Source organism: Streptomyces sp. NPDC017246 (assembly GCF_044331325.1).
Lineage (GTDB): Bacteria > Actinomycetota > Actinomycetes > Streptomycetales > Streptomycetaceae > Streptomyces.
Genome location: NZ_JBIRMW010000005.1, coordinates 132,732 through 148,452 on the forward strand (window position 1 = coordinate 132,732; position 15,721 = coordinate 148,452).

The window sequence follows — 15,721 nt, forward strand, 5'->3', positions numbered from 1 at the left end:
GGCTAGAACAGCCGCAGCTTGTCGTCCTCGATGCCGCGCAGGGCGTTGTAGTCCAGGACCACACAGCCGATCCCGCGGTCCGTCGCGAGGACCCGCGCCTGCGGCTTGATCTCCTGGGCCGCGAAGACGCCCCTCACCGGAGCGAGGTGCGGATCGCGGTTGAGCAGCTCCAGATAGCGGGTCAGCTGCTCGACGCCGTCGATCTCGCCGCGCCGCTTGATCTCGACCGCGACCGTCGCGCCGTCCGAGTCCCGGCACAGGATGTCCACCGGGCCGATCGCCGTCGGGTACTCGCGGCGGATCAGGGTGTAGCCCTCGCCGAGGGTCTCGATGCGGTCGGCGAGGAGCTCCTGGAGGTGCGCCTCGACGCCGTCCTTGATGAGACCCGGGTCCACACCCAGTTCGTGCGAGGAGTCGTGGAGGATCTCCTCCATCGTGATGATCAGTTTCTCGCCCGCTTTGTTGATCACGGTCCAGACGCCGGCCTCACCCTCGGCACCGTCGGGGCCTTCCTTCAGCGTGCACGGCGGGGACATCCAGTTGAGCGGTTTGTACGCCCGGTCGTCCGCGTGGATGGAGACGCTGCCGTCTGCCTTGATGAGGATCAGACGGGGCGCGGAGGGCAGGTGGGCCGTGAGCCGGCCCGCGTAGTCCACGGAGCAACGGGCAATGACGAGACGCATGGTCGACAACGCTACAAGACGGGCCCTCTTCCGCGCGATTCGGTCAGCGGCCCGAGACCCCCGGGGCATGATCCTGAGCCGAACACCCGTCGGTTATCAGCCGGTTGTGTTCCCAATCTCCTGGTGCGGTCAGGACTGCGCGCTTACCGTGGAAGCTGGAGGTCGTCGTCCGTGCACGCTGCGTGGCGGGCGGCCCGGCCTTCGCCCCTGCCCGCAAGACCCCGTCCGCGGGGTCGCGAGAGGAGAACCCATGTCGCTCGACGTCTCACCGGCACTGTTGGAACAGGCCGAGCGAGGCGAGGTCGACGAAGCCGACTTCGTCGACTGCGTCCGGACCTCCCTGCCCTACGCATGGGAGATGATCAGTTCTCTGGTGGCCCAGCTGAAGGTCGACGGCGGAGAGTTCGCCGACAACCAGACGCCGCCGCCGAATGAGCAGGCACGTGGTCAGCTGCTGCGCGCGCTCGCGAGCGACGCCATTCGTGGTGCGCTGCAGCGGCACTTCGGGGTGCGTCTCGCCTTCCAGAACTGCCACCGGCTGGCGGTGTTCCCGCTGGACCCGTCGGTGGACGAGCGGCTCGCCCGCTTCACGTCCGTACGGGGGCAGCTGCTGAACCAGTCGCCGGAACTGCGCGACTGCTGAGACATGGTGCTGCCGCTCCTCCGCATCGCGGGAGACGCGATCGATGCGTGTCGACGCGCATCGCCGCGCGGAGATGCCGGAGCGGCAGCACGGTCCCACCCCCCGTCCGTACGGGCGTGCCCACCCGGTCCGTACGGTCAGACGAGCAGCGGCAGGACCTCCGCGCCCAGCCGCCGCACGTTCTCCTCGGTCGCCGCGAGGTCGCCCGTGCCCTCGGCCAGCAGGGCGAAACGGGTGATGCCCGTGCGCTCCGCGGTCGCCGCGAGCCGGTCCGCCGCGCGCCGGGGCGTGCCCACCGGGTGGAGCCCGCACAGCAGCTCCGCGTACGCCACGGGGTCCCGCATCGCCCGGTGTCGTCCGTCGACCGTGACATGCGCGTCGAGCCCCTGCTTCAGCCAGCCCGGCATCGCCTTCACCAGTGCCTCCGCCGCGTCCGTGCCCCGGTCCGCGAGCTGGGCCACGCCCGCCGAGACGTGGTCGGCCCCGATCCGCGCGATCTCGTCCGGGTCCCGTCCGGCCTCCCGCGCGCACCGCGCCCAGGCCGCCACCATCTCGGCCTTGTCCTCGTCGCCGCAGTGCATCCCGAGCAGCATCGGCAGCCCGCGTTCCGCGGCGAGCCGTACGCTCTTCGGCGAGGTGCAGGCGACCACGACCTCGGGGGCGGCCGTCCCGCCGATCAGCTCGTCGGGGCGGGGCACCACCGGCACCTCGCGGAAGGCGAATCGTTCTCCCTCGGCTCCGACGCGCGGCTCGGTGAGCCAGCGCAGCAGCAGGTCGAGCGATTCGGGGAAGCCCTTCTCGTACGCGCCGAGGCCGGTGCCGAACACCTCCAGGTCGACCCAGGGCCCGCCCCGGCCGACCCCCAGGGTGAATCTGCCGCCCGAGGTCAGATGCAGCAGCGCCGCCTGCTCGCCCAGGGCGACCGGGTGGACGGTCGGCAGCACACTCACCGCCGTGCCCACCCGCAGCCGCCGCGTCCGCCCGAGGAGCAGCGCGGCCAGTGTCACGGCCGAGGGGCAGACCCCGTACGGCACGAAGTGGTGCTCGGCCAGCCAGACCGAGTCGAGGCCGGCCTCCTCGGCGACCTCTGCGGTCCGCACCGCCCGGTGCAGGGCCTCACCCTGTCCCTGCCCCGGGAACTGGGCGGCCAGAACGAACATTCCCACGCGCATCGCCTTCTGCCTCCTTGCGGCCGACGCGTATCTCCCCTCGCACTGGCAACAACGTCTGACACGTGCCAAAGGCAACGGCCGTTCATGAAGTTCTTGCGATTTTCGGCTAAGCCCTCCTGGTCGGGGCCCGGGGCACCGAGTGGCGGCCCGTAGGCTTGACGGAACGGTCCGTGTTCCCAGACCCCGTGAGGTGTGCCCGTGTCCCCGCGCCACAACCGCTCCCGAGGCGGCGAGAAGCCCGAGCAGCAGCAGGGCGACAACGGCGACCGGTACGGCGGCGTGCAGCGCAGCGAGACCTGGCAGGGCGAGGAGTGGTACGTCCGCCTCGTCGCCGGGGCGAGCGCGCCCGGCAAGCGCTACCGCTGCCCCGGTTGCGACCAGGAGATCCCGGGCGGCGCCCCGCACGTGGTCGCCTGGCCGGAGTACGGGGGAGTGGACGACCGCCGCCACTGGCACAAGGCCTGCTGGAACGCGAAGGGCCGCCGCACCAGCAGGGTGCAGCGGTCCCGTAACGCGCCGAAGTACTGAGCCCGGAGCGGCCCGGCCGAGCCCGGAGGCCCGGCCCGGCCGCGGAGCCCGGGCGGTTACACGTCCCGGTTGTTCAGCAGGGCGAACGCGCCGGCGAGCACGATCCCCGTGACACCGGTCATGATCAGCAGGGGCTCCCAGCCCGCCGGGCCGTCTTCGCCGAACGGCGGCTGCGCCGCGTACAGCGAGATCATCTGCGAGGGGATCGCGTACGTGAGGAGCCACTCCTGCACGGACTTCAGCGCCTCGGAGAACATGAACAGCGCCGCCACCAGCGGCAGCAGCAGCAGACCGATCATCACCGTGATCGCGCCGGCCGAGTGCCGGATCAGCGTGCCGAGCGCCAGCGACAGCAGTCCCAGCATGGCCAGGTAGGCGCCCGCGCCGACCGTCGCCCGCAGCCACTCGGCCGCCGTCGGCGCGTCCGCCTGGTCCACCAGGGCGACCTGGCCCGCCCCCACCAGCGCCGCGGCCACCGTGGTGACCGTGAACACGAGCAGGAAGAAGACGATCGCCTTCGCCGCCAGCACCCGGGCCCGGCTCGGGCAGGCGGTCAGGGTCGTACGGATCATGCCCGTGCCGTACTCGGAGGCGATCGTCAGCACGCCGAGCGTGATCACACAGATCGAGGCCGGCAGCATCCCGAAGAAACCGAAGCCGAGCGCGGACTCGTCACCGAGACTCGCCTCGGAGCTCGCGGCGATCGCCGCCACCCCCAGGCCGATGACCAGCATCAGCAGGACCATGACACCCAGCGTCCACAGCGTCGAACGCACCGAGCGGATCTTCGTCCACTCGGAGGCGAGGGCGTCACCGAGGTTCGCCCTGCGGACCGGGATGGGGGAGACGTAGGCGTGCGGCGCCGGAGCGTGGTGCGGGGCGGGGGCGGTCATCGGGCGTCCTTGGTGGTGTCGCTCGGCTGGGGGATACCCGGCTGCGGAGCGGCCGGAGAGGCGTACGGGCCCGGCGCGGGTGCCTGGCCGGGTGCCCCGGCGTAAGGGTTCTGTCCGGGCGGCGGCGGGGCGTACCAGCCCTGCTGCGGCACGTCCTGGACCACGGGCTGCGGCGGCATGCCGTACCCCGGGTGGCCGGGCTGCTGCGGCGGCTGGAGGTGCGCGAGCCGGTCGTCGGTGGAGCGGTAGTCCACGGCGCCCTGGGTCATCCGCATGTACGCCTCCTCCAGGGAGGCCTGGTGCGGGGACAGCTCCCAGAGCCGGACGTCCGCGTCGTGCGCCAGATCGCTGATCCGCGGCAGGGGCAGGCCCGTCACCCGCAGCGCGCCGTCCGGCTCGGACATCACCTGACCGCCGGCCTCCATGAGCGCCGCCGTCAGCTTCTCCCGCTGTCCGGGCTCGGTCCCGGGGGTCCGCACCCGGGCGAAGTCGGCGGAGTTCGCCGAGATGAAGTCCGTGACGCTCATGTCCGCGAGCAGCTGCCCGCGGCCGATCACGATCAGATGGTCGGCGGTGAGGGCCATCTCGCTCATGAGGTGGCTGGAGACGAAGACCGTCCGCCCCTCGGAGGCCAGCTTCTTCATCAGGTTGCGGACCCAGAGGATGCCCTCCGGGTCCAGGCCGTTGACCGGTTCGTCGAAGAGCAGCACCTGCGGGTCGCCGAGCAGCGCGGCCGCGATGCCGAGCCGCTGGCCCATGCCGAGCGAGAAGCCCTTGGAGCGCCGCTTGGCCACGTCCTGGAGGCCGACCACGCCGAGGACCTCGTCGACGCGCTGCGCCGGGATGCCCGCGAGCTGTGCGAGCGACAGCAGATGGCTGCGCGCGCTCCGCCCGCCGTGCACGGCCTTGGCGTCGAGCAGCGCGCCGACCTGCCGGGGCGCGTTCGGCAGCTGCCGGAAGGGGTGGCCGCCGATCGTGACATGTCCCGAGGTGGGCCGGTCGAGGCCCAGGATCATGCGCATCGTGGTCGACTTGCCGGACCCGTTGGGCCCCAGGAACCCGGTGACGACACCGGGCCGCACCTGGAAGGAAAGGTTGTACACGGCCGTCTTGGCGCCGTAGCGCTTCGTCAGGCCGACTGCCTCGATCATTCTCCAGCCCCATCGACAGGTCGGTCGCATCCATGTCGGGGCGTGGCGGCCGACGGCCGAGCCCCCCGTATGAGCTAGGAGCTTATCCAGCCGTTGACGGTTCCGGCGAAGTGGAGACGGCCTCCGGGCGGTCTCCGGGGGAACGTCAGGGTTCTCCCTGGGGGACCCGGCCGCCCCGGGAGCACCGGACGCCCTCGGGCACCCGGCGCTCCCCGGCGGATCAGGCGTCCCGCTTCTTCAGCACCAGATAGCCGCCGAGCAGCGCGACCGCCACCCAGAGCACCATGATCCCGAGTCCGCCCCACGGGCCGTACGGAGCCTCCTCCGAGTTCATGGCGTCCGGCACGACCTGCATGATCTTCGCGCCGGCCTGGTCCGGGAAGTAGCGGGCCACCTCCTTGGCCTTCGGCACCGCGGAGAGGATGTTCGAGACCAGGAGGAGGAACGGCACCAGGATGCCGAGCGACAGCATCGACGAGCGCAGCATCGCCGCCACACCCATGGAGAACAGGGCGATCAGCCCCATGTAGAGCCCGGCGCCGAACACCGCGCGCAGCACGTTGTCGTCACCGATCGAGGCACTGTGACCGCCGAGCAGCGCCTGCCCCAGGAAGAAGGAGACGAAGCTCGTCGCGAGCCCCACCAGGAGGGCGAGGCCGCCCGCCACCGCGATCTTCGAGAAGAGGAAGGTCGCGCGCTGCGGCACGGCCGCCAGCGAGGTGCGGATCATGCCCGAGGAGTACTCGGTCCCCACCACCAGGACGCCGAAGACCACCATCGCCAGCTGGCCGAGGACCATCCCGGAGAAGCTGATCAGGGTCGGGTCGAAGGTGATCTGCTCCGCCTCGTTCAGGTCGGAGAAGGTGGAGTTCACCAGGGCGCTCAGCGCCGCGCCCATCGCCACCGTGACGAGGAAGGCGCTCGCCAGTGTCCAGACGGTCGACGACACCGTCCGGATCTTGGTCCACTCGGACTGCAGGACCGCGGATGCCGCTGCCATCGTTCAGGCTCCCTGGGAGGTCGTGCCCCACTGGGGGCCGGGCGCCGGGGCGCCACCGTGTACATCGGTGCCGTGCGCGTGGTACTCGACCGCACCGGCCGTCATCTGCATGAAGGCCTCCTCCAGGGAGGCGCGCTGGGAGCTCAGCTCGTGCAGCACGACCGCGTGCTCCGCCGCGAGTTCGCCCAGCTTCTCGGTCGTCGTCCCGTCCACCTCCAGGGTGCCGTTGCCCGCCTCGACCGCGATGAACCCATTGGCGTGCAGCACGTCCCGGAGCCGCTCCTGCTGCGGCGAACGCAGCCGCACATAACTCCGGGAATTCTGCTGGATGAAATCCGCCATCGATGTGTCGGCCAGCAGCCTTCCCTGGCCGATCACGATCAGATGATCGGCCGTCAGCGCCATTTCACTCATCAGATGGCTGGAAACGAAGATCGTCCGGCCCTCGGCCGCCAACGCCTTCATCAGATTGCGGATCCAGTGAATTCCCTCGGGGTCCAGACCATTGACGGGCTCGTCGAACATCAGGATCTCGGGATCACCGAGCAGCGCGGACGCGATGCCGAGCCGCTGCCCCATACCGAGGGAGAAACCCTTCGACTTCTTCCTCGCGACCGCCGTCAGACCCACCAGGTCCAGCACCTCGCTCACCCGGCGCTCCGGGATGCGGTTCGACTGCGCCAGACACAGCAGGTTGTTGTACGCCGACCGGCCGCCGTTCATCGCCTTGGCGTCGAGCAGCGCGCCGATGTACTTCAGCGGCTCTTCGAGCTCCCGGTAGTGCTTGCCGTCGATCCGGACCGTCCCGCTCGTCGGGTTGTCCAGGTCCAGCATCATCCGCATCGTCGTGGACTTGCCCGCCCCGTTGGGCCCGAGGAAGCCGGTGATCACCCCCGGACGCACCTGGAAGGAGAGATGGTCGACCGCGGTCTTCGCCCCGAATCGCTTGGTCAGGCCCTCAAGCTCGATCATGCGAACCAACCTACGGGCGCGCAAAACCCCCCGCCACCGGAATGACAGGGGGTTTCGGGCAACGCTACGCACTTGTTACCGGCCGTGCGCCCACCGGACCGGAACGGCCCGGACGGCGTCAGCGGGACTGCTGGGCCGGAACACCGGCCGGACGCTCGTCGTCGATCGGCGAGCCGGCCGCCGCCACCGCGGCACCGGTCAGCGTCGCCAGCATCTCGCGGACGTTGGTCAGCTGCGCGTTGATCGAGTCCCGGCGGTTCGTCAGCGCCGCCAGCTCGCGCTCCGATTCGCTGCGGATCCGGTCGGCCTTCGCGTTCGCGTCGGCCACGATGTCCTCGGCCTGGCGCTGCGCGGTCTCCACCGTCTGACGGGCCCGGCGCTCCGCGTCCGTGCGCAGCTTCTCGGCCTCGAGGCGGAGCTGCTCGGCGCGGTGCTCGATCTCCGCGAGGCGCTTCTCGGCCTTGGCCTGACGCGAGGCCAGGTCCCGCTCCGACTGCTCGCGGCGCTTCGCCAGGTTGGTCTCGAAGTCCGCGGCGGCCTGGGCGGCCTTGGCGCGGGTCTCCTCGAAGAGGGCGTCCGCCTCCTCGCGCTTCGACTGCGCGTCCTTCTGCGCCTCGGCGCGCAGCGTGTTGGCCTCGCCCTGCGCCTTCTCGACGATCCGGACGCCCTCGTCCTCGGCCTTCGACTTGCGCTCCGCGGCGAACGACTCCGCGTCGTTGCGCACCTGCTGGGCGGCCGACTCGGCCAGCTCGCGGTGCTGCTCGGCGGCGCGGCGGGCCTCCTCACGCAGGTCCTTCGCCTCCTCCTCGGCCAGCCGGAGGATCTTCTCGACCCGGGCGCCGAGCCCCGCGTACGACGGCTCGGCGTCGGTGACCTGCGCCTGGGCGTTCTGCGTTTCGAGGTGGAGCTCCTCGATGCGCTTCTCCAGGGAGGTGATGCGGGACAGGGCACTGTCGCGGTCGGAAACGAGCTTGGTAATGCGGTCGTCCACCTGACCGCGGTCGTAACCGCGCCGCACGAGCTCGAAGCCGAAGGGGGAGGATGTGTCGCTCATGGGTTTCCTGTCGAATGAGACCGGTGAGGTGTTAGAGGGAATCCTAGGGGCCTAAGCGGCGTGTCATCGAGCCTATGCCCGATTGATCTGGAGAATGTCCAGCCTTTTGAGTGGCTAGCCGTCCTGGGACTTGCCACTCGAACGAGTGGAGCCCGCCGACGCACCCGCCTTGGCTCCCACCGCCCCGGTGGACTTCGTCCCGGCCGACGGCGTCTCGAAAGACTCCAACGCCTCCAGTACGTCCTGGACACGGGAGATCTCGGCATTGATGTCCTTGCGGCGTCGCACGAGCACCTCCAGCTCGCGCTGACCCTCCTCGACCGTCTGCTCGGCCTCGGCCTGGGCCTCCGCCCTGATCCGCTCGGCCTCGGCCTTGATGCCCTCGGCCTCCGCGACAAGCGAGGCCTTCTTCTGCTCGGCCTCCTTGAGGAGTGCCTCGGCCTTGCGGACCGCGGCGATACGCACCTTGCTCGCTTCCGAACTCGCCTCGGAGACCAGCTCCTTGGCCTTCTCCTCGGCCTCGGTGCGCTGCTCCGTCGCGGCCTTCACCAGGTTGTCGACCCGCTCGCCCGCCGTCTTCATCTGCTCGGCGCTCTCGCGGCGCGCACGCTCGTGCAGCTCCTCGATCTCGCCCTCGATCCGGCCGCGCAGTTCCTCGGCCCGCTCCCTTATGGCCGTCGCGTCGCCACGCGCTCCGACCAGGAGCTCGTCGGCGTCCGTACGGGCCTTCTCCACCAGGGAGTTGCCCTCGACGGTCGCCTCGGCGACGATCCGCTCGGCCTCCTTGCGGGCCGCGCCGACCATCGTGTCCGCCTGCGACTCGGCCTCGGTGGTGGCGCGCAGCGCCTCCTCCTGGGCCTTGGCCATGAGCTGGTCCGCCTGCTCGGCCGCGTCCGAACGCTTCCGGGCGGCGGCCTCCCGCGCCTCGTCGAGCGTCCGGTCCGCCTCCTCGCGGGCCTCCGCGCGCATCTGCTCGGCCGCCGCCTCGGCATCGGCCCTGAGCCGCTCCGACTCGGTACGGATCCGCTCGGCGTCCTGCCGGGCGGAACCCACCGTCGCCTCGGCCTCGGCGCGTGCGTCCGCCGTGACGGCGTCGGCGAGCTCGCCCGCCTCGCGGGTGACCCGCTCGGCCTCGGCGTCGGCCTCGCGCCTGACGCGCTCGGCCTCGGCGGCCGTCTCGCGGGTGAGGCGTTCGGCCTCGCTCGTCGCCTCGGCGAGGAGTGCGTCGGCCTGTTCGGCGGCGTCGCTGCGGCGCTTGTCGGCGGCCTTGCGGGCCTCGTCGAGGACCTGCTCGCCGTCGGCGAGGGCCGCGTTGCGCAGGGCCTGCGCGTGCGCCTCTCCGTCGACCTTGACCTGCTCGGCCTCGGTGCGGAGCCGCCGGGCGTCCTGCTCGGTGGTCTCCATGAGCTCGACGGCCTCGGCGGTGAGCCGCTCGGCCTCGGCGGCCGTCTCGCGGGTGAGCCGTTCGGCCTCGCTCGTCGCCTCGGCGAGGAGTGCGTCGGCCTGTTCGGCGGCGTCGCTGCGGCGCTTGTCGGCGGCCTTGCGGGCCTCGTCGAGGACCTGCTCGCCGTCGGCGACGGCCGCCGCCCGCAGCGCCTCCGCGTGCGCCTCTCCGTCGACCTTGACCTGCTCGGCCTCGGTGCGGAGCCGCCGGGCGTCCTGCTCGGTGGTCTCCATGAGCTCGACGGCCTCGGCGGTGAGCCGCTCGGCCTCGGCGGCCGTCTCGCGGGTGAGCCGTTCGGCCTCGCTCGTCGCCTCCGCGAGCAGCGCGTCGGCCTGTTCGGCGGCGTCGCTGCGGCGCTTGTCCGCCGCCTGACGGGCCTCGTCCAGGACCTGCTCCGCCTCGGCGGCGATCCGGTCCGCCTCCGTACGGGCCTCGCCGACCAGCGACTCGGCGCGCTCGGCGGCCTCCGAACGGATCCGGTTCGCGTCCTCGCGGGAGTCGGCCCGGGTGCGGGCCGCGTCCTGCTCGGCCGAGGCGAGTGAATCCGTCACCTCGGTCCGTACCCGCTGCGCGTACTCGGCGGTGTCCGCCCGCAGCTTCTCCGACTCGGAGATCGCGTCCGTGACCGTCCGCTCGGCCAGCGCCTTCGCGGCCTCCGTCTCCTCCTGGGCACGCGCCCGGGTGCGGGCGGCGTCCTCGGAGGCCCGCTCCCGCTCCTCGTACGCGTCGGCGCGGACCCGGTCCGCCTCCTCCCGCGCCTCGCTCCGCGTCCGCTCCGCCGCGTGCTCGGCGGCGCTGCGCAGCCCGGCGACCTCCTCCTCGGCCTGCTCCCGCAGACCCGCCACCGAGTCCCGCACCTCCTGGGCGGTCTGCTCGGCCGCGGTGACCATCTCGGTCGCCCGCGCGTCCGCCTCCTCGACCAGGCGCTGCGCCTCGACCTGCGCGTCCTCGACGCGCTTGCGGGCGGCGGCGAGGAGCTCCTCGGACTGCGCGCGGGCGTGCTCGCGCTCCCGGCCGGCCTCGGAACGGGCCGATTCGAGCGTCTCCTCGGCCTCCCGACGGCGCCGGACGGCCTCCTCCTGCGCGGCGGCCAGTGCCTCGGCCGCCTCGGCGGCGACCCGCTCCGCGGCCGCCGCTGCCTCGGCCCGTACCCGGTCGGCGGTCTCCTGGGCCTCCGACCGCAGCCGCTCGGCCTCCTCGCCGGCCTCCCTGCGCAGCCGTACCGCCGCGGTCTCCGCCTCCGTACGCGTGGTGGACGCGTCCGACGCGGCCTCGGCGCGCAGTCGCTCGGCCTCCTGCTCGGCCTGCTCCTGGAGCGTACGGATGCGCTCGGCGGCCTCGGTCCGCAGCCGCTCCGTCTCCTCGGCGGCCTCCCGCCGGATCAGTTCGCCCTCGGCGCGCGCGTCGGTGAGCTCCTTCCCGGCGGCCGCGACCTTCGCCTCGGCGTCGGTGTGCAGCCGGGTCAGCTCGTCGGCGGCCTCGGCACGGCGGGCCTCGGCGGCCCGCTCGGCGTCGGCGCGCATGCCGGCGGCGGCCTCCTCGGCCGCGCCCTTCACCGCGTCGGCCTGCTCCTCGGCCTCGACGCGCAGCCGCTCCGCCTCGGCGCGGGTGCGCTCCAGGGTCTCCTCGGCCTGGGCCCGGAGCGTCTGGGCGCGCTCGACGGCCTCCGACTTGACCCGCTCGCTCTCGGCGCCGGCCTTGGTCCGCAGCTCCTCGGCGTCCGTACGGGCCTTGGTGAGCAGCCCCTCGGCGGTGCTGGCCGCCTCCTCGATCTGCTGGACGGCCTCACGGCGGGCCTCGCCGCGGATCCGCTCGCCCTCCGCGATCGCCTCGGCCCGCAGCTGCTCGGCCTCGCCGCGCAGCCTGCGCGCCTCCTCCTGCAGCTCGACCGTCTTGGCGCGGTACTCCTTGGTGTCGTCCTTCGCCGAACCGAGCAGCTCGTCGGCCTGCTCCTCGGCCTGGGAGCGCAGCCGGTCGATCTCGGCCTCGGCCTCGCGACGGATCCGCTCGGCCTCCTCGGAGGCCTTGCGGGTGGTCTCCCGGGCGTCGTCGGACGCCTTGGTGAGGATCTCCTCGGCGTTCCGCGCGGCCTTGGCGAGCGCGGCGGCGGAGTCCTCGGCGGCGGCGGTACGGGCCTTGTCCGAGGCCTCCGAGACCAGCTTCTCCGCCTCGGCGGACGCCTCGCGGAGCTTCTCCTCGGCCTCGGCCTTGAGCGCCTCGGCGTCCTTGGTGGCCTCGCCGACGAGCCGGGCGATCTCCGTCTTCGCGGTCCGGGTGCGCTGCTCGTTGACCGACTCGGCGGTGGCGAGCTGCCTGGCGGCCGACTCCTTGGCCTCGGTGAGGGCCTTCTCGGCCTCGGCACGGGCGACCCGGAGCTTCTCCTCGGCCTCCTGCATGCGCTGCTCGGCGGCGCGGGAGAGCTCGGTGGCCTGGCGGCGGGCCTGGTCGGTCTCGGCGGTGGTGGTGGAGCGGAGCTGCTCGGCGTGGCTGGTGGCCTCCTGCGCCTGGCTGGAGGCGGCGCCGAGGAGCCGCTCGGCGTCCTTGCGGGCGCGCAGCAGAATCGCTTCGGCCTCGGCGCGGGCGGCCTCGGCCTCGGTGCCGACGCGGCGGCTGGTCTCCTCGGCGAGCCGGGTGGCCTCGGCGCGGGCGGTGGCCAGCGACTGCTCGGCCTCCGCGCGGGACTCCTCCATCAGGCGGCGGGCCTGGGACTCCGTACGGGCGCGCAGCTGCTCGGCCCAGGCGACGTTCTCGTTGACGTGCGCCTCGACGGTCTGGCGGCGCTCGTTGAGCTCCTGGTCCAGCTGCTGGCGGCGCTGCACGGCCTCGTTGTGCAGCTCGGCCTGGAGCCGGGACTGGTGCTCGGCGTGCTCCTGGAGGATGCGCTGCGTCTGGGCGCGGGCCTCGCGCAGCTCGCGCTCGGCGTCCTGCCGCAGCTGCTCGGCCTGCGCCTGCGCGTTCCGCAGCAGTTGCTCGGCCTGATAGCCGATGTCCGCGCTGTCGTAGGCGGGCCGGGACGCGATGGTGCGGCGCGCCTCGTGGAGCTTGGCGCGCAACACCTCGACCTGGTACCCGAGGTCCTCGGCGTGCTGGACGGCCTTCTCGCGCTCGGTCTTCAGCCGGTCCATCTCGGCTTCGAACCTGGCGAGATGGTCGTCTTCAGCTCGGTGGCTCTCCTGGCGTTCGTAGCCCCGCACTGCGCGGTCCATCCTTCCCCGAGCTCTTCGAGCAGGGGAGACCCCAACCCTGGTCGCAACTCCGACGACCGTCCTCACGGCCGAGGACGGACCCCCGGGGAATCGTGGCAGATCGGACGACCCCGACATCCCGACTTCGGTGCCATGTGGAGTGGCCCCGACCGGCCCCGGCCCGGAGCCGCCCACTCTACCGGGCCAGGAATCCGGAGGTCAGTGCTCCGCTGAGGAGTGGTCAGTGGACGGCTTGGCCGAGGTGACCAGTTCCGTGAGTACGCCGTGGGTGTCCTTGGGGTGGAGGAAGGTGATCCGGGAGCCCATGGAGCCGATCCGCGGCTCGTCGTAGAGGACCCGGATGTCCTTGGAACGGATGGCCTCGGCGTCGCCGTCGACGTCCGCCGTGCCGAAGGCGATGTGGTGCACACCCTCGCCGTTCTTGGCGAGCCACTTGCCCACCGCGGAGTCCTCCCGGGTCGGCTCCAGGAGCTGGAGGTACGAGGACCCGCCGTCGGAGGTGTCGTTGATCTTGAGCATGGCCTCGCGGACGCCCTGCTCCTCGTTGACCTCGGAGTGGAAGACCTCGAAACCGTAGGTCGCACGGTAGAACTCGACAGTCTTGTCCAGGTCGAAACAGGCGATCCCGATGTGGTCGATTCGCGTCAGCATGCCTCCAGTGCAACGCCGGGAAGGTGGTTACGCAACGTGCGCGCCGTCACACCGGCTGCCCGGTGACCGGGCGAGCCGCCGCTCAGTACATTGGCGGTAAACCCTCGTTCACTTCTCATCCCTAGGGGCCGTGCCTCATGTCTGGAACGACCGGTACCACCTCAGTGATCGTCGCGGGCGCCCGTACGCCCATGGGTCGCCTGCTCGGCTCGCTCAAGTCCTTCTCGGGCGCGGAGCTCGGCGGCTTCGCCATCAAGGCCGCGCTCGACCGGGCCGGCATCGGCGGCGACCAGGTGCAGTACGTGATCATGGGCCAGGTGCTGCAGGCGGGCGCCGGCCAGATCCCCGCCCGCCAGGCCGCCGTCAAGGCCGGCATCCCGATGAACGTTCCCGCGCTCACCATCAACAAGGTGTGTCTCTCGGGCCTCGACGCCATCGCCCTGGCGGACCAGCTGATCCGCGCCGGCGAGTTCGACGTGGTCGTCGCCGGCGGCCAGGAGTCGATGACCAACGCCCCGCACCTGCTCCCGAAGTCCCGTGAGGGCTTCAAGTACGGCGCCATCGAGATGCTCGACGCCATGGCGTACGACGGCCTCACGGACGCCTTCGAGAACATCGCCATGGGCGAGTCCACCGAGAAGCACAACACCCGCCTCGGCATCCGCCGCCCCGAGCAGGACGAGATCGCCGCCCTCTCGCACCAGCGTGCCGCCGTCGCCCAGAAGAACGGCATCTTCGAGGCCGAGATCACCCCGGTCGAGATCCCGCAGCGCAAGGGCGAGCCGGTCGTCTTCTCCAAGGACGAGGGCATCCGCGCGGAGACCACCGCCGAGTCCCTCGGCAAGCTCCGCCCCGCCTTCGCCAAGGACGGCACCATCACCGCCGGCACCTCCTCGCAGATCTCCGACGGTGCCGCCGCCGTCGTCGTGATGAGCAAGGCCAAGGCCGAGGAGCTCGGCCTCGAGTGGATCGCCGAGATCGGCGCCCACGGCAATGTCGCGGGCCCGGACAACTCGCTCCAGTCGCAGCCGTCCAACGCGATCCTGCACGCCCTCAAGAAGGAGGGCCTGACCGTCGACGACCTCGACCTCATCGAGATCAACGAGGCCTTCGCCGCGGTCGCCGTCCAGTCAATGAAGGACCTCGGCGTTACCCCCGAGAAGGTGAACGTCAACGGTGGCGCCATCGCTCTCGGTCACCCCATCGGCATGTCCGGCGCCCGCGTGGTGCTGCACCTGGCGCTGGAGCTCAAGCGGCGCGGCGGCGGCATCGGCGCGGCCGCCCTCTGCGGCGGTGGCGGTCAGGGCGACGCGCTGATCGTCCGCGTGTCCGGCAAGTAAGCACCCAACCGAGGAGCAGCGCAGATGGTGGACGTCCCCGAACTCGTCGCCCAGGCACGGGAGGGCAGGCCGCGGGCCGTGGCCCGGCTGATCTCGCTGGTGGAGGGGGCGTCCCCGCAGCTGCGCGAGGTGATGGCGGCGCTCGCGCCGCTGACCGGCGGCGCGTACGTGGTGGGTCTGACGGGCTCGCCCGGCGTCGGCAAGTCCACGTCGACGTCCGCGCTGGTCTCCGCCTACCGGCGGGCGGGCAAGCGGGTCGGCGTCCTGGCCGTCGACCCCTCGTCGCCCTTCAGTGGCGGGGCGCTGCTCGGTGACCGGGTCCGGATGTCGGAGCACGCCTCCGACCCCGGGGTCTACATCCGCTCGATGGCGACCCGGGGCCACCTCGGCGGCCTCGCCTGGTCCGCCCCGCAGGCCATCCGCGTCCTGGACGCGGCCGGCTGCGAGGTGATCCTCGTGGAGACGGTCGGCGTCGGCCAGTCCGAGGTCGAGATCGCCTCCCAGGCCGACACCTCGGTCGTCCTCCTCGCGCCGGGCATGGGCGACGGGATCCAGGCCGCGAAGGCGGGCATCCTGGAGATCGGCGACGTGTACGTGGTGAACAAGGCCGACCGGGACGGCGCGGACGCCACGGCCCGCGAGCTCAACCACATGCTGGGCCTGGGCGAGGCGCGGGGCGCCGGCGACTGGCGGCCGCCGATCGTCAAGACGGTCGCGGCGCGCGGCGAGGGCATCGACGAGGTCGTGGAGGCCCTGGAGAAGCACCGCGCCTGGATGGAGGAGCACGGAGTCCTGGCGGAGCGCCGCCGGGCCCGTGCCGCCCGCGAGGTCGAGACCATCGCGGTCACGGCCCTGCGCGAGCGGATCGGGGACCTGCACGGCGACCGGCGGCTCGACGCGCTCGCGGAGCGGATCGTGGCGGGCGGCCTCGACCCGTACGCGGCCTCGGACGAACTGGTCGCGAGCATCACGGGCAACTGAGCC

General features: G+C 72.1%; 13 protein-coding genes. 4 read left to right on the plus strand and 9 right to left on the minus strand.

The features are described from left to right. Nucleotides 1-2: 2 nt before the first annotated feature. Nucleotides 3-683 carry an endonuclease NucS gene (nucS, locus tag ACH4MY_RS13640; RefSeq protein WP_398001983.1) on the minus strand — a complete coding sequence of 227 codons (681 nt, stop codon included), beginning with the start codon at nt 681-683 and terminating at the stop codon, nt 3-5. Nucleotides 684-933: 250 nt separating this feature from the next. On the opposite strand from nucS, the gene ACH4MY_RS13645 reads away from it, so the two are divergent. After that, nucleotides 934-1,326, plus strand: coding sequence for an SCO5389 family protein (locus ACH4MY_RS13645; RefSeq protein ID WP_329621150.1), 393 nt, complete (start codon nt 934-936; stop codon nt 1,324-1,326). 137 nt (nt 1,327-1,463) lie between these two features. Here ACH4MY_RS13645 and ACH4MY_RS13650 read toward each other — a convergent pair whose 3' ends face one another. Next, nucleotides 1,464-2,498 (minus strand): LLM class flavin-dependent oxidoreductase, encoded by a 1,035-nt coding sequence (locus tag ACH4MY_RS13650; RefSeq protein WP_398001986.1) that lies wholly within the window; start codon nt 2,496-2,498, stop codon nt 1,464-1,466. 198 nt (nt 2,499-2,696) lie between these two features. On the opposite strand from ACH4MY_RS13650, the gene ACH4MY_RS13655 reads away from it, so the two are divergent. Continuing rightward, on the plus strand, nt 2,697-3,026 hold the full coding sequence (locus ACH4MY_RS13655) for an ATP/GTP-binding protein (protein ID WP_398001989.1): 330 nt from the start codon (nt 2,697-2,699) through the stop codon (nt 3,024-3,026). A 56-nt stretch (nt 3,027-3,082) separates the two neighbouring features. Here the strand turns inward: ACH4MY_RS13655 and ACH4MY_RS13660 are convergent, their stop codons facing one another. The 7 genes from ACH4MY_RS13660 to mce form a co-directional block, all read right to left on the minus strand. Then, nucleotides 3,083-3,919: an ABC transporter permease gene (locus tag ACH4MY_RS13660; RefSeq protein ID WP_398001991.1), complete on the minus strand. Its 837-nt coding sequence runs from the start codon at nt 3,917-3,919 to the stop codon at nt 3,083-3,085. Then, nucleotides 3,916-5,070, minus strand: coding sequence for an ATP-binding cassette domain-containing protein (locus ACH4MY_RS13665; protein ID WP_398001992.1), 1,155 nt, complete (start codon nt 5,068-5,070; stop codon nt 3,916-3,918). Before ACH4MY_RS13665 ends, ACH4MY_RS13660 begins: the two co-directional genes overlap by 4 nt. A gap of 220 nt (nt 5,071-5,290) precedes the next feature. Beyond that, nucleotides 5,291-6,070 (minus strand): ABC transporter permease, encoded by a 780-nt coding sequence (locus ACH4MY_RS13670; protein WP_398001994.1) that lies wholly within the window; start codon nt 6,068-6,070, stop codon nt 5,291-5,293. A gap of 3 nt (nt 6,071-6,073) precedes the next feature. After that, nucleotides 6,074-7,042, minus strand: coding sequence for an ABC transporter ATP-binding protein (locus tag ACH4MY_RS13675; protein ID WP_398001996.1), 969 nt, complete (start codon nt 7,040-7,042; stop codon nt 6,074-6,076). Nucleotides 7,043-7,160: 118 nt separating this feature from the next. Then, on the minus strand, nt 7,161-8,096 hold the full coding sequence (locus ACH4MY_RS13680; protein ID WP_030321132.1) for a cellulose-binding protein: 936 nt from the start codon (nt 8,094-8,096) through the stop codon (nt 7,161-7,163). Nucleotides 8,097-8,210: 114 nt separating this feature from the next. Further along, the gene (scy, locus tag ACH4MY_RS13685) at nt 8,211-12,734 is read right to left on the minus strand and encodes a polarized growth protein Scy (protein WP_398002704.1); all 4,524 of its coding nucleotides are present in this window, start codon (nt 12,732-12,734) and stop codon (nt 8,211-8,213) included. 210 nt (nt 12,735-12,944) lie between these two features. After that, entirely contained in the window at nt 12,945-13,397 is a 453-nt protein-coding gene (mce, locus tag ACH4MY_RS13690) for a methylmalonyl-CoA epimerase (RefSeq protein ID WP_398001998.1), read from the minus strand. 137 nt (nt 13,398-13,534) lie between these two features. On the opposite strand from mce, the gene ACH4MY_RS13695 reads away from it, so the two are divergent. Continuing rightward, nucleotides 13,535-14,737, plus strand: a complete 1,203-nt coding sequence (locus ACH4MY_RS13695) for an acetyl-CoA C-acetyltransferase (RefSeq protein ID WP_398002000.1) — start codon at nt 13,535-13,537, stop codon at nt 14,735-14,737. Between the two features lie 24 nt (nt 14,738-14,761). After that, nucleotides 14,762-15,718, plus strand: coding sequence for a methylmalonyl Co-A mutase-associated GTPase MeaB (gene meaB, locus ACH4MY_RS13700; protein ID WP_398002002.1), 957 nt, complete (start codon nt 14,762-14,764; stop codon nt 15,716-15,718). Nucleotides 15,719-15,721: the final 3 nt, after the last annotated feature.